Annotated in this window: 17 protein-coding genes; 8 read left to right on the top strand and 9 right to left on the bottom strand. The window is 71.7% G+C overall.

The window, feature by feature from the left end:
• The first annotated feature begins 69 nt into the window (after window positions 1-69).
• Window positions 70-1,122, top strand: coding sequence for a septation protein SepH (sepH, locus tag OG707_RS30790; protein ID WP_329124062.1), 1,053 nt, complete (start codon window positions 70-72; stop codon window positions 1,120-1,122).
• 64 nt (window positions 1,123-1,186) lie between these two features.
• On the opposite strand, the gene OG707_RS30785 is transcribed toward sepH, so the two are convergent.
• On the bottom strand, window positions 1,187-2,011 hold the full coding sequence (locus OG707_RS30785) for a sulfurtransferase (protein ID WP_329124060.1): 825 nt from the start codon (window positions 2,009-2,011) through the stop codon (window positions 1,187-1,189).
• 147 nt (window positions 2,012-2,158) lie between these two features.
• Between OG707_RS30785 and OG707_RS30780 the strand changes: the two genes are divergently transcribed.
• Together OG707_RS30780 and OG707_RS30775 are read left to right on the top strand one after the other, a co-directional pair.
• Window positions 2,159-2,929: a VOC family protein gene (locus OG707_RS30780; protein ID WP_329124058.1), complete on the top strand. Its 771-nt coding sequence runs from the start codon at window positions 2,159-2,161 to the stop codon at window positions 2,927-2,929.
• Between the two features lie 106 nt (window positions 2,930-3,035).
• Window positions 3,036-4,166: a peptidoglycan recognition protein family protein gene (locus tag OG707_RS30775; RefSeq protein WP_329124056.1), complete on the top strand. Its 1,131-nt coding sequence runs from the start codon at window positions 3,036-3,038 to the stop codon at window positions 4,164-4,166.
• An 18-nt stretch (window positions 4,167-4,184) separates the two neighbouring features.
• Here OG707_RS30775 and OG707_RS30770 read toward each other — a convergent pair whose 3' ends face one another.
• Window positions 4,185-5,813: a fatty acid--CoA ligase gene (locus OG707_RS30770; protein WP_329124054.1), complete on the bottom strand. Its 1,629-nt coding sequence runs from the start codon at window positions 5,811-5,813 to the stop codon at window positions 4,185-4,187.
• A gap of 44 nt (window positions 5,814-5,857) precedes the next feature.
• The gene (locus OG707_RS30765; RefSeq protein WP_329128070.1) at window positions 5,858-6,760 is read right to left on the bottom strand and encodes an esterase/lipase family protein; all 903 of its coding nucleotides are present in this window, start codon (window positions 6,758-6,760) and stop codon (window positions 5,858-5,860) included.
• 217 nt (window positions 6,761-6,977) lie between these two features.
• On the opposite strand from OG707_RS30765, the gene OG707_RS30760 reads away from it, so the two are divergent.
• The 4 genes from OG707_RS30760 to xdhC all read left to right on the top strand — a co-directional run bounded on the left by OG707_RS30760 (window position 6,978) and on the right by xdhC (window position 13,306).
• A complete protein-coding gene (locus OG707_RS30760; RefSeq protein ID WP_329124052.1) occupies window positions 6,978-8,177 on the top strand; it encodes a PucR family transcriptional regulator in 1,200 nt (399 codons plus the stop codon).
• A 423-nt stretch (window positions 8,178-8,600) separates the two neighbouring features.
• A complete protein-coding gene (locus OG707_RS30755) occupies window positions 8,601-10,100 on the top strand; it encodes a xanthine dehydrogenase small subunit (protein WP_329124051.1) in 1,500 nt (499 codons plus the stop codon).
• Window positions 10,097-12,478, top strand: a complete 2,382-nt coding sequence (xdhB, locus tag OG707_RS30750; RefSeq protein ID WP_329124049.1) for a xanthine dehydrogenase molybdopterin binding subunit — start codon at window positions 10,097-10,099, stop codon at window positions 12,476-12,478. Before OG707_RS30755 ends, xdhB begins: the two co-directional genes overlap by 4 nt.
• Window positions 12,479-12,496: 18 nt before the next feature.
• Entirely contained in the window at window positions 12,497-13,306 is an 810-nt protein-coding gene (gene xdhC, locus OG707_RS30745) for a xanthine dehydrogenase accessory protein XdhC (protein ID WP_329124047.1), read from the top strand.
• A gap of 77 nt (window positions 13,307-13,383) precedes the next feature.
• On the opposite strand, the gene OG707_RS30740 is transcribed toward xdhC, so the two are convergent.
• The 3 genes from OG707_RS30740 to OG707_RS30730 all read right to left on the bottom strand — a co-directional run bounded on the left by OG707_RS30740 (window position 13,384) and on the right by OG707_RS30730 (window position 16,761).
• Complete coding sequence (locus OG707_RS30740) at window positions 13,384-13,887, bottom strand: nucleoside deaminase (RefSeq protein ID WP_329124045.1); 504 nt, start codon at window positions 13,885-13,887, stop codon at window positions 13,384-13,386.
• Between the two features lie 160 nt (window positions 13,888-14,047).
• Window positions 14,048-14,722 (bottom strand): response regulator transcription factor, encoded by a 675-nt coding sequence (locus OG707_RS30735; RefSeq protein WP_329124043.1) that lies wholly within the window; start codon window positions 14,720-14,722, stop codon window positions 14,048-14,050.
• The gene (locus tag OG707_RS30730; protein ID WP_329124041.1) at window positions 14,719-16,761 is read right to left on the bottom strand and encodes a sensor histidine kinase; all 2,043 of its coding nucleotides are present in this window, start codon (window positions 16,759-16,761) and stop codon (window positions 14,719-14,721) included. The genes OG707_RS30735 and OG707_RS30730 overlap by 4 nt, the downstream gene beginning before the upstream one ends.
• Window positions 16,762-16,944: 183 nt before the next feature.
• Between OG707_RS30730 and OG707_RS30725 the strand changes: the two genes are divergently transcribed.
• On the top strand, window positions 16,945-17,406 hold the full coding sequence (locus OG707_RS30725; RefSeq protein ID WP_329124039.1) for a hypothetical protein: 462 nt from the start codon (window positions 16,945-16,947) through the stop codon (window positions 17,404-17,406).
• A gap of 61 nt (window positions 17,407-17,467) precedes the next feature.
• Here the strand turns inward: OG707_RS30725 and OG707_RS30720 are convergent, their stop codons facing one another.
• From OG707_RS30720 to OG707_RS30710, 3 genes are read right to left on the bottom strand one after another with little or no spacing between them, the layout of a single operon-like run.
• Window positions 17,468-18,118: a thymidine kinase gene (locus OG707_RS30720; RefSeq protein ID WP_329124037.1), complete on the bottom strand. Its 651-nt coding sequence runs from the start codon at window positions 18,116-18,118 to the stop codon at window positions 17,468-17,470.
• 39 nt (window positions 18,119-18,157) lie between these two features.
• Window positions 18,158-19,345 (bottom strand): alkaline phosphatase family protein, encoded by a 1,188-nt coding sequence (locus OG707_RS30715; protein ID WP_329124035.1) that lies wholly within the window; start codon window positions 19,343-19,345, stop codon window positions 18,158-18,160.
• A complete protein-coding gene (locus OG707_RS30710) occupies window positions 19,345-19,932 on the bottom strand; it encodes a DUF5998 family protein (protein WP_329124033.1) in 588 nt (195 codons plus the stop codon). Before OG707_RS30710 ends, OG707_RS30715 begins: the two co-directional genes overlap by 1 nt.
• Window positions 19,933-19,967: the final 35 nt, after the last annotated feature.

The following is a 19,967-nucleotide window of genomic DNA, read 5'->3' as shown; positions in this document are numbered from 1 at the left end:
GCAGGCCACACTCGACTAGCGGAAGCAGCGACGCACGTGACGTCGGCAGGCACCACCCGGGAGGTTCCCATGCCCGAACTGCGTGTCGTGGCCGTCTCGAATGACGGCACACGACTGGTGCTCAAAGCTGCGGACAGTACGGAGTACACGCTTCCGATCGATGAACGGCTGCGTGCGGCGGTCCGTAATGACCGCGCTCGACTGGGCCAGATCGAGATCGAGGTGGAGAGCCACCTCCGGCCGCGCGACATCCAGGCGCGGATACGAGCCGGAGCCTCCGCCGAAGAGGTCGCGTCCATGGCCGGGATTCCGGTCGACCGCGTCCGCCGCTTCGAGGGCCCTGTGCTCGCGGAGCGTGCGTTCATGGCCGAGCGCGCCCGGAAGACTCCTGTACGACGTGCCGGCGAGAACACCGGCACGGGTCCCCAGCTCGGTGAAGCAGTCAATGAGCGCCTCGTGCTGCGCGGCGCCGACAAGGACACCGTCCTCTGGGACTCCTGGCGCCGCGACGACGGCACCTGGGAAGTCCTGCTCGTGTACCGGGTCGCCACCGAGACGCACTCGGCGAGCTGGACGTACGACCCGCCGCGCCGTCTGGTGCAGGCCGTGGACGACGAGGCGCGCTCGCTCATCGGCGAGAGCGACGACTCGCTCTCGGCGCCGGAGCCGAGCTTTCCCTTCGTACCGCGGATCGCCAGGCTGCCGCGCGACCGGCCGCTCGACCGTGCCCTGGACCGGCAGCTGGAGCGGCCCTCCGTTCCCGCACCCGCCGCTCCCGAGCCCGAGGAGAGCAGCGAGCGCGACTCGCTGACCAGTCTGCTCGAGGCGGTGCCGAGCTTCCGGGGCGACATGGTCGTGCCGGAGCGTCCGGCTCCGCCGGAGCCTCCGGTCACCGAGCCCGTCATGGAGCCCGCGGTCGAGGAGCCGCCGGCTGCTTCGGCGGGCGCGGGCGCCGCGTACGCGGACGTACTGATGCCGCGTGCGGTCAGTGGCCACCGTGACCGGCTGACCGGGACGACGGACCGGCAGGCGGAGGCCGACGGGGTGCGCCCCGGGCGGCGTGCGGCGGTGCCGAGCTGGGACGAGATCGTCTTCGGGACGCGGCGCAAGAACAAGGACTAGCGCTACGGAGTACGCGTACGAGGAGGGGCCCGCACGGTGAGTGCGGGCCCCTCCTCGCGTGGTCCTACTGGGGGTCGGGGCCCGTGGCGACCGGGCGGGACTCGTCCGAGGACCACTCGGACCAGGAGCCCGCGTAGAGGGCGGCCGGGATACCCGCCACCTCCAGGGCGAGGACCTGGTGGGCGCCGGAGACACCGGAGCCGCAGTAGACACCGACCTCTCCGTCGGCGGCGCCCAGCGCCTTGAAGCGTGCCGCGAGGGCCTCCGGGGCCAGGAAGCGGCCGTCCTCGCCGACATTGGCGGAGGTCGGGGCCGAGACCGCGCCCGGGATGTGCCCGCCGACCCGGTCGATCGGCTCGACGTCACCCCGGTAGCGCTCGGGCGCCCGGGCGTCCAGGAGCAGCCCGGAGCGGGCCAGCGCGGCCGCCCCGTCCGCGTCGAGCAGGGGCAGCGAGTCCGGTACGGGAACAAAGTCGCCCTCGGCCGGGACCGGGGGCTCGGCCGAGAGCGGGCCCGACCAGGCGGCCAGGCCGCCGTCCAGGACACGGACCCGGGTGTGGCCCGCCCAGCGCAGCAGCCACCAGGCACGGGCGGCGGCCCAGCCCTGGCCTCCGTCGTAGACCACGACCGGGGTGTCCCGGGAGACTCCGGCCCCGCGCATCACCGCGCCGAAAGCCGCGGGGTCGGGCAGCGGGTGGCGGCCGCCGCGGCCCGCGGGACCTGCCAGTTCCGCGTCCAGGTCGACGTAGACGGCCCCTGGGATGTGCCCGGCCTCGTACGCCGGTCGCTGGTTCGGACCGCCCAGCTGCCAGCGGATGTCCAGGAGCACCGGCGGGTGCGATCCCGCCGACTCGCTCGCGAGTTCGGATGCGGTGATGATGGCATTCATGGGCCCATCCTCGCGCAGCGAAGGGACGGGCCCACAACACCGCTGAAAAAATGCGGCGCGGCCGGGGCGCGCTGCGCGGCAGGTGCTGAAAACATCGGGACGGGGGTGGCCGGTCGGCCGTCCCAATCGTCCGAGGAGAGAGTGAAGATGACCGAGGCAGCCACTCGGCACACCCCCGGCACGCCCTGCTGGGTCAGTCTGATGGTGCACGGCCTGTCCGCGACGCAGGACTTCTACGGGGCCCTGTTCGGCTGGGAGTTCAAGCCGGGGCCGCAGCAGCTCGGCCCGTACGTCCGCGCGCTCCTCGACGGCCAGGAGGTCGCGGGCATCGGGCAGTTGCCCCCGGACCGGCATCTCCCGGTCGCCTGGACGCCGTATCTGGCGACCGACGACGCGGACGCGACCGCCGAGACGATCCGGCACTGCGGCGGCACGGTCGGAGTCGGTCCGCTGGACGCGGGCGAGGCGGGGCGGATGGCCATGGGCTCCGACCCGGCGGGAGCGGTGTTCGGGATCTGGCAGGCGGCCGGGCATCTCGGTACGGCGGTGGCCGGAGTGCCGGGGACGGCGGCCTGGAACGAGTTGGTGACGCGGGAGACGGCGACGGTCGGGAAGTTCTACCAGGCGCTGTTCGGGTACGACGCCGAAGCCGTCGTCTCGGCCGACTTCGACTATGTGACGCTGCATCTGGACGGCCGCCCGGTGGCCGCGCTGCACGGTGTCGGGCATGCGCTGCCGCACGACAGGGGTGCGCACTGGATGACGTACTTCGAGGTGGCCGACGTCGACGACTCCGCGCGGCGGGTGGCGGAGCTGGGCGGTCATGTACTGCAGCAGCCGCGCGAGGGGGCGAGCGGGCGGATGGCGACGGTCGCGGACCCCGAGGGTGCTGTCTTCACGCTCGTGAAGTCAGCGTAACCAGGCGCGCCTTTGGTCTACACCTGTGAAACGCGCATGCCCTTTGACCTGGTGTTTTTTCGTCAAACTCCTGGCCCAGCCCACACGTGCTGAATATCCTCCGGGGATGACTCTCCCTCAGCACGAAGTCGACCGCCGCACCCTGTTCAGAGTCGGGCTCGGCACGGCGATGGCCGCGGTCGTCGGCACCGATCTGGCTCTCGCGGGCCCGGCTGCCGCGGCCCCCGCCGCGGGGTTCCCCTGGATCATCGGCTGCGACGAGTGGGGCGCCCGGCCCCCCGCCTCCCCGGTCCAGATATCCGGCAACACCACGAACAAGATCATCCTGCATCACATGGCGTTCCCCAACGTCACCGACTACTCCCGCGAGCACGCCGTCCAGCTCGCCAAGGACTGCCAGGACCTGCACATGGACGGCAACGGCTGGGCGGACACCGGCCAGCACTTCACCGTCAGCCGCGGCGGGTACGTGACCGAGGGCCGCCACCGCAGCCTGGAGACGCTCAACACCGGCCGGCACCAGGTGATCTCGGCGCACTGTCCGGGCGAGAACGGCAACGCGATCGGCATCGAGAACGAGGGCACGTACATCACGGAGACCCCTCCGGAGGCTCTCCTCGACTCGCTCGTGAAGCTGTGCGTCACCGTGTGCCGGCAGTTCCGGCTCAACGCCTGGGACATCTTCGGCCACTGGGACTTCCGGGTCACCGACTGCCCCGGCATCGCCTTCTACGCGCAGTTCCCGATGATCCGCGCCCGCGTCCTGGCCGAACTGGGCACGCCGCACTCCCAGATCCCGGCGCGGCGGTGGCCCGACATCTGGCGGTTCGTCGACAGCCCGGTCGTCCAGGTCGCCCAGTACCTGCTCAACGACGTCGGTTACGCCCTCACGGCCAACGGCTCCTTCGGCACCGACATGAACGTCGCCGTCGCCGACTTCCAGACCAGGTGCGGCATCCCGGTCACTCCCGACGCCACGTTCGACGCGGCCACGTGGGAGGCGCTCGCCCCCGTCCTCGGCAAGGATGCCACCGGACTCCCGGTCACCGCCCTGCAGTTCATGCTCGTACGCAAGGGCTACACCGAGGTCACCGCGGGCGGCATCTACGACCACGCCACCATGAAGGCCGTCCAGGACCTCCAGCGCCTCCACGGTCTGACCCCGAACGGAAAGGTCGACCTCGGGACGTGGTGCGCCGCGGTCGGCGGCTCGGTCCGCGAGGCCTTCCGCCGCTGACCCGCCCGTCAGCGCTCCTCATCGCCCGACGGAGAAGACGCCGAGTTCGCCCTGTGCGTACCGGCGTCTCAGCTCCTTCTTGTCGAACTTCCCGACGCTCGTCCTCGGGATCTCGGGGACGGTGGTCCACCGTTCCGGCAGCTGCCAGCGGGCCACTCGCCGTGCCAAGTGGGCATGGAGAGCGGGGTAGTCGGCCGGGGCGGAGTGCCATACGACCACGGCCAGCGGGCGCTCGTCCCAGCGCTCGTCGGGGACGCCGATCACGGCGGCCTCGCGTACCGCAGGGTGGGACGCCAGGTGGTTCTCCAGCTCCACCGAGGAGATCCACTCGCCGCCGGACTTGATGACGTCCTTGGCGCGGTCGGTCAGACGGAGGGAGCCGTCGGGGGTGAGCGTGCCGAGGTCGCCCGTACGCAGCCAGCCGTCGCGGAACGATCCTTCCGGCCTGCCGATCAGGTGGTACGAGCCGGTCACCCAGGGGCCGCGCACCTCCAACTCCCCTACGGTGACGCCGTCTTGAGGCAGGACCGAGCCGTCGTCCTGGGACACCAGGCGCAGCTCCACTCCGGCCGGCGGGCGTCCGGCGCCCGTCCGGTACGGCCGGGCCGCCTCCGGGGTGCGCGCATGGTGCGGCGCCCTGGCGACCGTGCCCAGCGGGGAGGTCTCCGTCATGCCCCAGGCGGCTGTGACGCGGACGCCGTGGCGCTCCTCGAAGCCGTCCATCAGGTCGGGAGGGCAGGCGGCGCCGCCGACCAGGACCTCGCTCAGGGAGGAGACGTCGCCGCCGTGGGCGTCGAGATGGGCGAGGAGCGCGGCCCATACGGTCGGTACGGCGGCCGCCGTGCTGGGCCGGTGAGCGGCGATGAACTCGGCGAGCGGGGCAGCCTGCAGATGGGGCCCGGGCAGCAGCAGCGACGCACCGGCCATGAATGCGGCGTACGGCAGACCCCAGGCCATTGCGTGGAACATCGGGACGACCGCGAGCGCGCGCACCGAGTCGTCGAGGCCGAGCGACTCCGGCATGCACAGCTGCATGGAGTGCAGATAGACCGAGCGGTGGGAGTAGACAACTCCCTTGGGATCGCCGGTGGTTCCGGAGGTGTAGCACATCGCGGCGGCCGAGTCCTCGTCGAGCTCGGGCCAGTCGAAGCGGTCGGGGGCGGCCGCCAGGAGTTCTTCGTACGCGTGCGTACGGACTCGCGGCAGGTCGGGCAGCTGCCCGCCGCCCGTCACGATCACATGCTCCACGGCGGGCAGTTGGGGAAGCAGCGGGGCCAGCAGGGGCACCAGATCCGCGTCCACCAGGACGACGCGGTCCTCGGCGTGGCGGGCGATGTGCAGGAGCTGGTCGGCGGGGAGGCGGAGGTTGAGGGTGTGCAGGACGGCGCCCATGGACGGGACCGCGAGATAGGCCTCCAGGTGTTCCTGGTTGTTCCACATCAGGGTGGCGACGCGCTGGTCGCCGTCGATGCCGAGGCCGCGCAGGGCGGCCGCCAACTTCGTTGCGCGTGAGGCGACTTCGGCGTACGTGGCACGCCTGGCCGCCCCTCCCGTCCAGGTGACCGCCTCGCTGCGGCCGTGCACGGTCGCGCCGTGGCGCAGCAGGGTGGTCACGGTCAGAGGATGGCGCTGCATGGTGCTGAGCACGTGGGTCTCTCCTGGTGGACGGGGCGGGACGGCGGCGAACGGCGCTACGGAAGGAGACGGCAGCCCGTCGGCGTCGCGTGGCCCGGGTCGAGGGCGTTCAGGACCTCGTGCAGGGCTACGGGGTCGATCTGCAGGGTGGCGTGCTGGGCGGTGTCCAGCAGGCAGAGGTCCTGGGTGTACACGTTGCGGACCCGCGGACCTTCGAGGAACTGCGTACGCACCGGGGTCACGATGAAGTCGAGCCGGGTGGAGATCACGGTGTAGTCGACGCCGGGCACGGTGTCGCCGCCCGCGTTGACCTTCGCCAGGAAGTCGGAGCCCCTGGCCTGGTCGAGGCAGGCCGGGCACCAGCTCCCGAGCACCGCCTGGGGCGCGCCGGGGATCGCCTGGAGGAGGGTGGCGAGGCCGGAGAGGGTGGTGCCGTGGCTGGTCGGGCCGAGCGCGACGAACCGGCCGGTCTTCTCGGCGCCGCCCAGGAACTTCTCGTAGTAGCGCGGCAGCAGGCCGCCCTGCGAGTGGCCGACCATGTCGACCTTGGCCGCTCCGGTCGCGGCGAGCACTCCGTCGACGAAGGTCTTGAGCTCGCGCGCGGACTGTTCCATGGGGGCGATCGCGGCCATCACGGGCACGTTCGGCATCCGCCCGTAGGTGAGGGCGAAGACGCAGTAGCCCTGCGCCTTGAGGAGCGGGGCGAGTTCGATCCAGTTCACGGTGCCGGTCACGAAGGTGCCGTGGACGAGGACGACGGGCCGGGGGTGCGCGGCGCTCGGCCTGCAGTTCCAGTCGTTGGCGCCGGGCAGGCCGGTCGCCTGGAGCGCCTGGGCGTCGGCGACCGGGGAGGCGGCGGACGCGCTGCCTGCAGGACCGGTGGCGAGGAGGGCGCCGGCCACAACGAGGGCTGCGGCGTGTCCTGTTCGCCGCAGCCTGCGGCGGATGGAGAGGTACATGGCGTACACGTGGTCCTCCTGACGTCGGACGGACCCGGCGGCTCCGGGGCGGCGCTCATCCGAACAGAACCCGCTCCGGCCGGGCCAGGGGCGCCGTCGCATCCGCTGCCGCGCCCCAACGCGAGCCGTCCCGCATTGTGCGCGGCGCACAAGGGGACCGTCACGATCGGGATGCGGGTCTCCCCAACCGGGCGCGCTCGTGCCACGCTGCTCCGCCATGGAGCGGATCACGTTGTCACCCCGCACAGCCGGCACCCTCGCGGAGGAAGTGCCGCGCCTCGTCCGGGAGGTGGAGGGCATCCTGCGGACCCGGTTCGCGACGGTGGCCTCGAAGCTCGCCGCCGAAACGCTCCGCGAGGACCGCGCGTACGCCGCGCTGCTCACCCATCACGAGCTGAGCGAGAGGATCCACCTCAATCTCTGCCGGGCCCTGGCCGATGTCACGCAGGCCGTCCAGGGACTGCCCCTGGACCTCGGCGACGCGATGGCCACGGGAAGCAGGCGCGTCGAGCAGGGCCTGCCGCTCACCTCCCTTCTGCGCACCTACCGGCAGGGCGGCAGGCTGCTGTGGCAGACGCTCAGCGAGGTGGTCACCGAGCGGTTCCCTGCGGAGCTGCCCACGCTGCTGCCGGCCGCCGCCGTGGTGTGGGACGTCATGGAGCAGACGACGGACGCCGTCGCCGAGTCGTACCGGCTGGCCGAGGCGGCGCGGGCCGCACGCGACCAGGACCGCCGGCACGCGCTGCTCGACGCGCTTCTGGACGGCTCGGGCGCCGGTCTCGCCTCGGAGGCGGCCGCGCAGCTGGGGCTGCCCGAGTACGGCCGCTACGCGGTGATCGAGCTGCTCCCGACCCCTGGGGCGCCGTCGCACTCGCCCCCGCCTGCGGGCCCGCGGATCCTCTGGCGCATCCGGGCGGACAGCGAGACGGGTCTCGTCCACCTCGCGGACCACCGCATCGAGGAGCTCAGGGATCAGCTCGTCGCGTACGGGACGCGGGCCGGCATCAGCCCTGTCGTGGACTCCGTCGCCGACCTCGGACGGGCCCGCTGGCTGGCCGAGTTGGCGCTGCGCACCTGCCGCCCCCATGAGCGCGGCCCCGTACTGCTCGACGACCGGCTGCCCGAAGCGCTGATCGCCGCCCAGGGAGACCTCGGCGCCCGGCTGCGTACGACCGTGTTCGGACGCGTCCTGGCGCTGCCGCCCGACGAGTGCGAGATCCTGCTGGCCACGCTGGAGGCCTGGCTGGGGACCGGAGGGTCGGCGGCGTCCGCGGGCGAGCGGCTGTACTGCCACCGCAACACCGTCTCCAACCGGCTGCGCCGCCTCGAACACCTCACGGGACGGACCCTGAACGACCCGTCCCACCTGGTCGAACTGTCCCTGGCGCTGGCCGCGTTGCGGCAGTACGGACCGTAGGCTCGGCCGGCGTCGGCTCGGGCGCGCGCGGAAAACCCGAGTGCCTTGCCGCCGGTCGGATTCCGGGCGGCTTGGAGCAGGCTCTTGACCTCGATGGTTGCGAGTCTCTAATTTGTGAGAGTCGTCTGTCCACAACTCCCGGAAGGAGGCGACCCTCAGATGTACACCAGCTCTGACCTCGGTCGCCTCGCCCAGTGCACAGCCTGGGCCCCGGGCCAGATCGCGCACGGCTGCTGATCACGCCGTTCTGATGTGCCCGTCCGTGGCACATCACAGCCTTCCCGTCACCACCTGTCGGCACGCCGCTGTTGCGTGCCCTGCTGCGCCCGCTTCTCGCGTCCGGCGCACCTGATCATGGAAAGCTGCCCGAAAATTGGCGAACATGATGAATCGACCGATCACGCACCGAATTGAAGGCCCGACATGGTAGCGGCGTACATCGTGGTCAACGGCGAAGAAGCACCGATTTCACCTGCTGCTCCGCACACCACAGCGCTGGACTTCCTGCGCGAGCGCGGCCTCACCGGAACCAAGGAAGGCTGCGCCGAGGGCGAGTGCGGTGCCTGTTCGGTCCTGGTGGCCCGCCCCGGGGTGGACAAGCCCACCGACTGGGTGGCGGTCAACGCCTGCCTGATCCCCGCCGCGGCGCTCGACGGCCAGGAGGTCATCACCTCCGAGGGTCTCGCCCGTACCGGCGAGGCCGGCACCCCGGCCACCCTGCACCCGGTGCAGGAGGAGATGGCGGTCCGCGGCGGCTCCCAGTGCGGCTACTGCACCCCGGGCTTCGTCTGCAGCATGGCCGCCGAGTACTACCGGCCGGGCCGCTGCGCGCACCCGGAGCCGGACAGCGGCACGGACGCGGACGACAGCACGGGCTCGGACGGCAGCACTGACGCCGAGCACGGCCCGAACGGTTTCGACCTGCACGCACTCAGCGGAAACCTGTGCCGATGCACCGGCTACCGCCCGATTCGCGATGCCGCGTACGCCGTCGGCGAGCCCACGGACGAGGACCCCCTCGCCCAGCGCCGCGAGCAGTCCCCGCCCACGGCCCGCGCCACCGAGTACGTCCAGGACGACAGCACGTTCCTGCGCACGAACACCCTTGCCGAGACAGTGGAGTTGCTGCGCGAGCGGCCCGGCGCGGTACTGGTCGCCGGCTCCACCGACTGGGGCGTCGAGGTGAACATCCGCTCCCGCCGCGCCGACTGCGTGGTCGCCATCGACCGGCTGCCCGAACTGCGGGAGCTGCGGGTCGAGTCCGATCACATCGAGATCGGTGCCGCGCTGACGCTCACCGAGATCGAACGCCGTCTCGACGGCGACGTCCCGTTGCTGGCGGAGCTGATCCCGCAGTTCGCGTCCCGGCTCATCCGCAACAGCGCGACCCTCGGCGGGAACCTCGGCACCGGCTCCCCCATCGGTGACAGCCCGCCGGTACTGCTCGCGCTGGACGCGTCGCTGATCCTCGCCGGCGCCGACGGCGAGCGCGAGGTCCCGCTGGCCGACTACTTCACCGGCTACCGGCAGAGCGTGCGACGTCCCGGCGAGCTGATCCGCTCGGTGCGCATCCCGCTGCCGCTGTCGCCGGTCACGGCCTTCCACAAGATCGCCAAGCGGCGCTTCGACGACATCTCCAGCGTGGCGGTCGCCTTCGCGCTCGACATCGAGGGCGGTGTCGTACGCAAGGCACGCATCGGTCTGGGCGGTGTCGCCGCCACTCCGATCCGCTCGCTCGCCACCGAGGCAGCACTGGAGGGCAAGGCCTGGACGGCGGAGAATGTAGAGGCCGCGGCCCGCGTGCTGCGCGGAGAGGGAACGCCGATGAGCGATCACCGCGCCAGCTCCCTCTACCGCTCCGCGATGCTCGGCCAGAGCCTGCTGAAGCTTTACGCGCACACCACCGAGGCGGCGAAGTCATGAGTCAGTTGTCCCAGCGCCCCGAGAAGCCCGTCGTCGGCGTCTCGATGCCGCACGAGAGCGCCACCCAGCACGTCACCGGCACCGCGCTGTACACCGATGACCTGGTCCACCGCACCAAGGACCTGCTGCACGCCTACCCGGTCCAGGTCATGAAGGCCCACGGCAGGATCACCGCGCTGCGTACCGAGCGCGCGCTCGCGATGCCGGGCGTGGTCCGCGTACTCACCGTTGCCGACGTGCCCGGCGTCAACGATGCCGGGATGAAGCACGACGAGCCGCTCTTCCCCGACACGGTGATGTTCCACGGGCACGCGGTCGCCTGGGTGCTCGGCGAGACCCTGGAGGCGGCCAGGATCGGTGCGGCGGCCGTCGAGGTCGAGCTCGAGGAACTGCCCTCCGTGATCACGCTCCAGGAAGCAATCGCGGCGGACAGTTTCCACGGCGCCCGGCCCGTGATGGAGACCGGCGATGTCGAGGCGGGCTTCGCCGACTCCGCGCACGTGTTCACCGGCGAGCTCCAGTTCTCCGACCAGGAGCACTTCTATCTGGAGACGCACGCCGCGCTGGCCCTGATCGACGAAGCCGGACAGGTCTTCATCCAGAGCAGCACCCAGCATCCCTCCGAGACGCAGGAGATCGTCGCGCACGTCCTGGGTCTGCACAGTCACGAGGTGACCGTGCAGTGTCTGCGGATGGGCGGCGGCTTCGGCGGCAAGGAAATGCAGCCGCACGGCTTCGCGGCCGTCGCCGCGCTCGGCGCCAAGCTGACCGGCCGGCCGGTCCGGGTCCGGCTGAACCGTACGCAGGACCTGACCATGTCCGGCAAGCGGCACGGGTTCCACGCCCAGTGGAAGATCGGCTTCGATGCCGACGGCCGCGTCCGGGCCCTGGACGCCACTCTGACCGCGGACGGCGGCTGGAGCCTGGACCTCTCCGAGCCGGTCACCGCCCGCGCGCTCTGCCACATCGACAACACGTACTGGCTGCCCAACGCGCGCATCGCCGGTCGTATCGCCCAGACCAACAAGGTCTCCAACACCGCTTTCCGCGGCTTCGGCGGACCGCAGGGCATGCTGGTCATCGAGGACATCATGGGCCGCTGCGCGCCGCTGCTCGGCCTGGACCCGATGGAGCTGCGGAAGCGCAACTTCTACGGGAAGGGCCAGTCGACGCCGTACGGTCAGCCGGTCCTCCAGCCGGAGCGGATCGCCGCCGTCTGGGACCAGGTCCAGGTCAACGGCGGCGTCGCCGACCGCAAGCGCGAGATCGCCGCGTTCAACGCCGCGCACCCGCACACCAAGCGGGCGCTCGCCGTCACCGGCCTGAAGTTCGGCATCTCCTTCAACCTGACGGCCTTCAACCAGGCCGGCGCGCTGGTGCTGATCTACAAGGACGGCTCGGTCCTGATCAACCACGGCGGCACCGAGATGGGCCAGGGTCTGCACACCAAGATGCTGCAGGTCGCCGCGACCTCCCTCGGTATTCCGCTGCACAAGGTCCGGCTCGCCCCGACGCGTACGGACAAGGTGCCCAACACCTCGGCCACCGCGGCCAGTGCGGGCGCGGACCTCAACGGCGGGGCGATCAAGAACGCCTGCGAGCAGCTGCGCGAGCGGCTCCACCAGGTGGCCGCGACCCAGTTCGGCGCCAGCGCCTCGGACGTGCGCATCGTCGAGGGTGTCGTACGGGCTCTGGGCAGCGACAAGGAGCTGGCCTGGGACGACCTGGTGCACACCGCGTACTTCCAGCGGGTCCAGCTCTCCGCGTCCGGCTACTACCGGACCGAGGGTCTGCACTGGGACGTGAAGGCATTCCACGGCTCGCCGTTCAAGTACTTCGCCCACGGCGCCGCTGCGGCCGAGGTCGAGGTGGACGGCTTCACCGGCGCGTACCGCATCCGGCGCGTCGACATCGTGCAGGACGTCGGCGACAGCCTCTCCCCGATGATCGACATCGGTCAGGTCGAGGGCGGCTTCGTCCAGGGAGCGGGCTGGCTGACGCTCGAGGACATGCGCTGGGACGCCACCGACGGGCCGAACCGGGGCCGGCTGCTCACCCAGGCCGCGAGCACGTACAAGCTGCCGAGTTTCTCGGAGATGCCCGAGGAGTTCTACGTCTCGCTGATGGAGAACGCCACCGAGGAGGGTGCGGTCTACGGGTCCAAGGCCGTGGGTGAGCCTCCGTTGATGCTGGCCTTCTCGGTACGGGAGGCGCTGCGGCAGGCTGCCGCGGCGTTCGGGCCGAGTGGGGCCGACGTGCGGCTGGCCTCGCCGGCGACGCCGGAAGCGGTGTACTGGGCGATCGAGGAGGCCCGCAGGGGGGCTGTCGCCGTGAACGGCCAGGTCCGGACCGGCGTGACCGCGTCGAGCGGTGTCTGACATGCTGCGGTGTCTGAAATGACCTGGATCACCGCGGTCGCGCGGTTGCGGGCACGCCGGGAGACCGGCGTGCTGGTGACCGTCGCGACCGTGCGCGGCCACGCCCCGCGCGAAGCCGGCGCGAAGCTGGTGGTGGGGCGGGACGAGACGTGGGGGTCGATCGGCGGCGGCAATGTGGAGGCCGTCGCGATCGACCGGGCCAGGGAGATGATCGCCGTGGCCAAGTCCGAGCCGGAGCTGATGGATTTCGCCCTGAACGACAAGGTCACCAACAAGCACGGCGTCCAGTGCTGCGGCGGCACGGTCCAGGTGCTGCTCGAACCCCTCCCCGTGGTACGGGCTGTGGCCGTCTTCGGCGCCGGACACGTGGGCCTGGAACTGGCACGCGTACTCGCCCGCCAGGACATCGACCTCCATCTGGTCGACTCCCGTGCCGAGATGCTCGCCGGGGAGCGGCTGCGCGTACTGGACGACGCGGTGGCGCAGGTGCATACGCATCACACGCCGCTGCTGCCCGAGCAGGTCCTGGACGAACTGCCGCCCGGCACCCACGTCCTGATCATGACTCATGACCACGCCGAGGACGCCGCGTTGTGCGACGCCGCCCTGCGCACCCCTCACCTCGGCTCCATCGGGCTGATCGGGTCGGCGGCGAAGTGGGTGCGGTTCCGCAAGCGCCTGCGGACCGAGGGCGGCCACGACGACGCCACCATCGACCGGATCAAGACCCCGATCGGGCTGGCCGACATCACCGGGAAGGACCCCGCGACGATCGCCGTGAGCGTCGCCGCCGACCTGCTGCGCACCTTTGAGGCCGACGGGAGCTGACTTTCCCCCCCCCGGACAACCGAAAGCCCCAGGTCACGAAGAGTGTGACCTGGGGCTTTCGGTTGTCCAGGGGTGTGTCAGTAGTCGATACGGTCGGACTTGGCCAGCCACGCGTCGAAGGGCGCCGTGCGGTTCGGCATGTCCACCCGCTCGATCGCCAGCGGCCACAGCTCCACGGGCCGCTTCTCGAAGAGGTCGTAGAACTTGCGGTCGTCGAAACCGGCCGCCGCGGCGTCGTCCCGGTCTGCGGCGAAAATGATCCGGTCGACGCGCGCCCACAGCGCGGAGGCGAGACACATCGGACACGGTTCGCACGAGGTGACCAGGACACAGCCCTCGAGGGAGAAGGAGCCCAGCTCCTGGCAGGCGGCACGAATCGCGCTCACCTCGCCGTGCGCGGTCGGGTCCAGGTGCGAGGTGACGTTGTTGTTGCCGATCGCAACAATGTCGCCGCCCTTGGCGATCAGTGCGCCGAACGGACCGCCGCCGTTCTGCACGCTGGCGGTGGCAAGGCCGATGGCCTCGTTCATCCAGGTGCGCTCCAGCTCCTGGACACTGTTCTCTTGGGCGTACGCGGTCATGATGACTCCTTTGTCGAACAGTGGGCGCCCCGCGGGTGGCCCACCGGAGCCCGGCTCATCGAGGTCTGCGGACTGGCACAAGTACATCCGCCGGGCCGCCCCGAGGGCAGTCACCGAAACCATGAAGGAACCTGCCGGCCAACCGGCGTCTCTAGTCTGTTCACACGAATCCGTCGCGGCCCAGACCGGCCTCGCGGGCGCGGAGCGCAGCGGCGGTCCTGTCGTGCACCTGAAGCTTCAGCAGGATCGCCGAGACGTGGTTGCGGACCGTCTTGTCCGAAAGCCGCAGACGGCGGGCGATCTCCCGGTTGGCGCAGCCGGCCGCCAGCAGGTCCAGGACATCACGTTCGCGGTCGGTGAGCAGGGGGAAAGCCCGCGTCGCGCAGTCGGCCGCGCTGCGGGAGGTGAAGAACTCGGCGATGCGCCGGGCCACGGCCTCTCCGTAGGCGGCGCCGCCCGCGGCGACCTGGACCACGGCGGCGACGATCTCCCCCCGGTCGGCTCCTTTGACCAGGTAGCCGCTCGCCCCCGCGCGCAGGGCCGCGAAAACGCTGTCGTCGCCGTCGTGCATGGTGAGGGCCAGCACGCCGGTGCCCGGGCTGTGCTGCCGTATCGCCCGGATGGCCTGGATGCCGTCGGTGCCCGGCATGGACAGGTCGGTGATCACGACGTCGGGGGTGTGCAGCCGTACGGCATCGAGGAGTTCCGCACCGTCGGCCGCCTCGGCGAGGACCTGGACGCCGGGGTCGCTGTCGAGGGCGGCCCGCAGTCCGAGCCGGTACATGGGGTGATCGTCGGCGACGACCACCCGGATCGGTGGCCGCTCGGGTGTCATGACCGCTCCTCGATGGGGAGGTGCGCGGTGACCGCCGTTCCGCCGAGCCGGCCGGGCGAGTCCACGACGAGTGTCCCGCCGTGCGACGCGACGCGGGCCCGCATGCTGTCGAGGCCCACTCCGGTGCCCGCCGGGGGCGGGTCCTGGCAGTGCCTCAGGCCTCGGCCGTCGTCGTCCACCCGTACGGTCAACTCGCCGTCGGCAAAGGTGAGTTCGACGAGTGCCCGAGTGGCCGCCGCATGCCGTACCACGTTGGTCAGCGCCTCGCACGCGATCCGGTACGCCGTCGTCTCCACGTCCGGGGGAAGCCGCGCCGGACCCGCCGGTCCGCTCACCCGGACCGGCAGATCCGGTGCGAACGACCGCGCGCGTTCACGCAACGCGCCGAGCAGGTCCAGTCGGTCGAGCGTTCCCGGGCGCAGGTCCTGGATGATGCGCCGGACCTCGGCACCGGACGCGTCGGCCTCGGCCCGGGCCGCCTCCACCATGTGCCGGGCCGTCGCGCGGTCGCCGGTGTCGAGGGAGTCCGAGGCGACCTGGAGCGCCAGGGCGATTCCCATGAGGGCGGGGCCGAGGCCGTCGTGCAGGTCCCTGCGGAAGCGGTCGCGTTCGGCGCGGGTGGCGCCGATGACCCGGTCGCGCTCCGCCGCCAGCTCCCGGGCAAGGGCATCGGCCCGTACGGCGGCGGCCATCGAGGGGGCGAGGGCGCGGAGCACCTTCAGGTCGGCGGCCGTGTACGGCTCATGGGTCGTACGGTCGGCGATCCGCAGCGTGCCGACCAGCGTTCCGGAGAGCCGCAGCGGAACATCGGCGGCGGGTACGGAACCTGTCGGCCGCGCGCCGCACCGGGCGAGCAACTCCCCGTCCACGTCCAGAAGTTCGGCGCCGGGAGCCCGTACGGACTCCGCGGTGGCGGTGAGCACCGCGGCGAGCACGCCTCCGTCGGCCTCCTCGGCGCCGGTCGCGAGCCGGTCACCGACGCGGGCCAGCGCCCGCAGGGGGTCGCGGCGGTCGCCGTACACGAAGCGGTCCACGGCCCGCTGCAGCCGGCCTTGCAGCGGGGCGAGCCCCACCGCGACCAGCGCTGCCGCCACCACGCCCGGCAGAACACCGTGCCCGAGGGTGGCGCCGGCTAGCGCGGTGGCGGCGAGGTAGGCGGCGACGACGGCCGCGGTCAGGGTGCCGTACACCAGCCAGCGGCGCAGGACGAGATCGATGCCGAGCAGCCGGTAGCGCAGCACACCGACGCCGACGGCCACCGGCAGCAGCATGCTGAGGGTGTTGGAGACGATCCGGTCGGTGAAGAACGTGGCGATGCCGATCGGCGGCAGGACGGCCACCAGCCAGGCCAGTTGCTGCCGTTGCGGTGGGCGCGAACGGGCCAGGCGCACCCCGGTGTCGACCCAGATGGCGAGCGTCGCGGCGGCGAGGAGCAGAAGACCCGCTCCGAACGCCGTGGAGTACAGGACGGCGGGGGCGTACAGGGGCGGGTCGCCGTGCGCGACCATGTCGTCGTAGAAGGACGGGCTCAAGGCGCCGGCGACCACCACCAGTGCGAGCCCGGCCGTCGCCGTCCACGCGAGTACGCGCGCACGGCGTCCCTGCGGCCGTCCCTGCGGATACAGCACCAGCAGCACGCTGTACGGCAGCAGCCAGGCGGGCAGCCACAGCGTGCTGAACAGCTGGGCGGCCAGGCGGGCGGCGGGCCAGGCCGGGTCGGCCACTGCCGCGCCGTACACGCCGTACGCCTGGAACAGCGCGGTGAGCGCGAGCAGGAGACTCACGGCGGTCAGCAGCCGTCCGACGGCGTTCTTGGGCCGCAGGCCGGTGAGGGCGGATCCGGTGACCGCCCAACTGACGGCGGCGAGCGCGATGCTCAGGGTGTCGCGCCCGAAGTCGCCGGTGTGCGCGAGGAGTCCGTGGTCCGGGAGGTACGCGATGTACGTGCCACCGGCGCCCGCGAGCACGGTGACGGCGGTCGGGGCCCAGACGAGGGTCGGGCTGTGTCGCTGTCGCGCGGTGCTCTCGGCCAGGGCCATCGCACACCTCCGTGCCCCCAGTCTGGCAGGGGACGTGTCCCGGTGACCCGGGACCGGAGTCCCTCCTCGGCCGGGTCGACTCCCCGGCCGTTCCGGGCCCGTTGTCAGCGGCGGAGCCGCGGGGCTCGGGCGCACGGTGGTGGCCGAGCGATCCGGCAGGGGTCGCCGACCGGAGGAGGACCCATGAAATCCACAGAGTCGATGCCGAAGGCAAGCAGCATCCGTACAACCGTCGCCGTCGCCGTCGCCGCTCTCGGCGTGATGCTGGTCGGCACCTACGTGAGCACACCGCTGAAGGGCGACACCTGGGACGTGTCGGCCGACCAGCACGGTCTCGGCACGCTGCCCCTGCTGGTCGCGTTCGCCGTGCTGGGCAGCGCCGTGGTGTTCGGAGTGGCCGTGCGCCGTGCTGCGGCACGGCCCGCCGAACGCACCGGTCTCCGCGCCCTGTTGCTGGCCGTGCTCGGTGCGGCCGCGATCGTCGTGTTCTGGACGGGGCTGCCCGTGGTCCTCGCCGCCGGGGCGGCCGTCCTGGCCAGGTCCTCGCACACCCGGACCGGCCGGTGGACCCTTCCCACGGTGACGGCCGCGGTCCTGGCCGGGGCGACGCTGCTCATGGCGGGATGGCTCGCCCTCGCGGGCTGAGGAGCCGCCATCCGGGGATGGCCGGGCCCGGCCACGGGGCGGGCCCGGCACCTCGGTCTGCTCAGGCCGCGCCGACCGGAAGCACGTCGGGCGACAGCGCCCCCGCCTGAGCCGACGCGCTCGTCATGCGCTTCCGGTGGTGGCGGCGGCACAGCACCTCGTAGCCGACTTCCTGCGCCGGGCGGTTCACATCACCCACCACGACCTGCTCGCCCTCGACGACCATCTCGCCGTCGACCGTACGGGCGTTGTGCGTGGCCCGCGCCCCGCACCAGCACATCGCCTCGACCTGCAAGGTCTCCAGGCGGTCCGCCAGTTCGATCAGTCGCTGCGAGCCGGGGAAGAGCCGGGTGCGGAAGTCGGTCGTGATCCCGAAGGCGAAGACGTCCAGGTCGAGGTCGTCGACGATCCGGGCGAGCTGGTCGATCTGGTCGGCGGCGAGGAACTGGGCCTCGTCCACGATCACGTAGTCGATCTTGCCGCCCTGGGACAGCTCGTCCACGACATACGCGTAGAGGTCACGCCCCGGGGCGGCCTCGACCGCCTCGCTGACCAGACCGAGACGGGACGAGATCTTGCCCTCGCCCGCCCGGTCGTCACGCGTGAAAATGACGCCCTGAAGTCCCCTGGCCGATCGGTTGTGCCCGATCTGAAGAGCGAGTGTGCTCTTTCCGCAGTCCATCGTTCCGGAGAAGAACACGAGCTCGGGCATGGGGAGTTGAGCGCCTTTCAGGTGGGGGTGGGAGGGGGGTTACGGACGGACTTCGAGCAGCGGGACCAGCTGCTCCACGGGGGTCATCGAGCCGTGCATGCCGACCATCTGGGACTCGTGCGGCTCGCGCCGCGAGGCGGTGATCACGACGTCGGCGTGGGCCGCGGCGACGACGTCGCCGATCCGGCCGTACACCCGCTCGTCGACGGAGGGGCCGAACCAGCCGGCCGCGATCGCCTCGTCGCGGCTCGCCACCCAGAACTGCTCGCCGAGGACCTCGCGCCAGACGGTGAGGACGTCGGCCGCCGCGCCGGGTACGGCGTAGACATGGCGGGCGCGGCCCTCGCCGCCGAGCAGGGCGACGCCCGCGCCGAGCTCCCAGTCCTCGTCGAAGTCGATGCGCGACTCCTCGTCGAAGGGGATGTCGATCATGCCGTGGTCGGCGGTGACGTACAGCGCCGAGCGGGGCGGGAGCTGGTCGGCGAGGCGCTGGACGAGACGGTCGACGTACATCAGCTGGCCGCGCCAGTCGTCGGAGCCGACGCCGAAGCGGTGGCCCTTGCCGTCCACCTCGCTGTAGTACGTGTAGACCAACGACCGGTCCGCCGCGCCCAGTTGGATGGCCGCGAGGTCCATCCGGTCCTCGCCGGTGAGGCGCCCGTGGAAGGTGCCTCCGCTGAGCGCGACCTTGGTGAGCGGGGTGTGCCGGAAGTCCGGGGAGGAGACCTGCGCGGTGTGCACTCCGGCCGCATCCGCGAGCTCGAAGACCGTGGGATACGGCTGCCAGGCGTGCGGGTCGGTCCAGGGCTTCCAGCGGAGCTGGTTCATCAGCTCGTTGGTCGCGGGGTTCAGCGTCGTGTAGCCGGTGAGGCCGTGCGCGCCGGGCGGTAGTCCGGTGCCCACCGAGGCGAGCGAGGTCGCCGTGGTGGCGGGGAAGCCCGCGGTCAGCGGGCGGCCCGTGTTGCCGCGCGAGGTGGGGAGCAGGGAGTGGAGGTACGGGGCTTCGGCGGGGTGCGCCTTGATCTGCTCCCAGCCGAGTCCGTCGATCAGGAAGACGCAGTTGCGGTCGGCGGGGGTCAGTTCGGCGATCCCCGCCGTCATGCCCGGGACCTCCATGCCCGCGGCGAGCGTCGGGAGGAGGTCCGCGAGGGAGCCCGTGCCGTACTGGGGGACGGGCGCGGTCGTGAGGGCGAGAGGTTCCGGATCGTGCCAGACGGGCTGGGCCATCAGCGGGAGGCCGCCGCGGTCGCCTCGGAGAGCGCCTGGGAGAAGGCGAGCGTCTGGCGCACGGTGTCCGGGCCGTCGCCGGCCTCGCTGACGCGCAGGCTCAGGTCGTCCGCCGTAGAACTGCCCGTATAGCCGTGGTCCGCCTCGCAGTTGGGGTCGCCGCAGGCGGCGGGCTCCAGGTCGAGGCGGGAGACCGCGCCCCAGCCGATGGTCAGGACGACCTCGCGGGGCAGGGTGCCGGGGACGTACTTCTCCGGGTTGGCGACGACGCGGCTCAGGACGACGGAGGAGATCCGGTCGAGCTTGACGGACTCCGTGGAGGTCGTCGCGTACGGCGTCGGGGAGCTGTCGTCGGCCGCCTGCTCGTCGGTGTGGCTCACGATGAAACGGTGGCCGGTGAGGACGAGGACGGTGACATGGCGGCGCACCTCGTTGGAGTCGAACGTCGTCTCCTGGTGCACCAGGTACGAGGAGACCGGCTCGCCGCCGACGGCGGCCTCCACCGCCTCGGCCACGAGGGCCGGGTAGTAGCCGCTGCGCTCGATCGCCGCGCGGAGCCCCTGGGTCGTCGTACCGGTCTTTGCCATGGGCTCCATCTTACGTCCCTGCCCGGTACGTCCGG

Origin of the sequence: Streptomyces sp. NBC_01465 (assembly GCF_036227325.1) — a bacterium.
Classification (GTDB): Bacteria; Actinomycetota; Actinomycetes; order Streptomycetales; family Streptomycetaceae; genus Streptomyces.
Note: the sequence above shows the minus strand (reverse complement) of the source record. Positions and strands in the feature narration are given on the sequence as shown.

Coding starts and splice junctions, on each gene's coding strand:
- sepH (WP_329124062.1), top strand. CDS start 70: ATGCCCGAACTGCGTGTCGTGGCCGTCTCGAATGACGGCACACGACTG.
- OG707_RS30785 (WP_329124060.1), bottom strand. CDS start 2,011: ATGAATGCCATCATCACCGCATCCGAACTCGCGAGCGAGTCGGCGGGA.
- OG707_RS30780 (WP_329124058.1), top strand. CDS start 2,159: ATGACCGAGGCAGCCACTCGGCACACCCCCGGCACGCCCTGCTGGGTC.
- OG707_RS30775 (WP_329124056.1), top strand. CDS start 3,036: ATGACTCTCCCTCAGCACGAAGTCGACCGCCGCACCCTGTTCAGAGTC.
- OG707_RS30765 (WP_329128070.1), bottom strand. CDS start 6,760: ATGTACCTCTCCATCCGCCGCAGGCTGCGGCGAACAGGACACGCCGCA.
- OG707_RS30760 (WP_329124052.1), top strand. CDS start 6,978: ATGGAGCGGATCACGTTGTCACCCCGCACAGCCGGCACCCTCGCGGAG.
- OG707_RS30755 (WP_329124051.1), top strand. CDS start 8,601: ATGGTAGCGGCGTACATCGTGGTCAACGGCGAAGAAGCACCGATTTCA.
- xdhB (WP_329124049.1), top strand. CDS start 10,097: ATGAGTCAGTTGTCCCAGCGCCCCGAGAAGCCCGTCGTCGGCGTCTCG.
- xdhC (WP_329124047.1), top strand. CDS start 12,497: ATGACCTGGATCACCGCGGTCGCGCGGTTGCGGGCACGCCGGGAGACC.
- OG707_RS30740 (WP_329124045.1), bottom strand. CDS start 13,887: ATGACCGCGTACGCCCAAGAGAACAGTGTCCAGGAGCTGGAGCGCACC.
- OG707_RS30735 (WP_329124043.1), bottom strand. CDS start 14,722: ATGACACCCGAGCGGCCACCGATCCGGGTGGTCGTCGCCGACGATCAC.
- OG707_RS30730 (WP_329124041.1), bottom strand. CDS start 16,761: ATGGCCCTGGCCGAGAGCACCGCGCGACAGCGACACAGCCCGACCCTC.
- OG707_RS30725 (WP_329124039.1), top strand. CDS start 16,945: ATGAAATCCACAGAGTCGATGCCGAAGGCAAGCAGCATCCGTACAACC.
- OG707_RS30720 (WP_329124037.1), bottom strand. CDS start 18,118: ATGCCCGAGCTCGTGTTCTTCTCCGGAACGATGGACTGCGGAAAGAGC.
- OG707_RS30715 (WP_329124035.1), bottom strand. CDS start 19,345: ATGGCCCAGCCCGTCTGGCACGATCCGGAACCTCTCGCCCTCACGACC.
- OG707_RS30710 (WP_329124033.1), bottom strand. CDS start 19,932: ATGGCAAAGACCGGTACGACGACCCAGGGGCTCCGCGCGGCGATCGAG.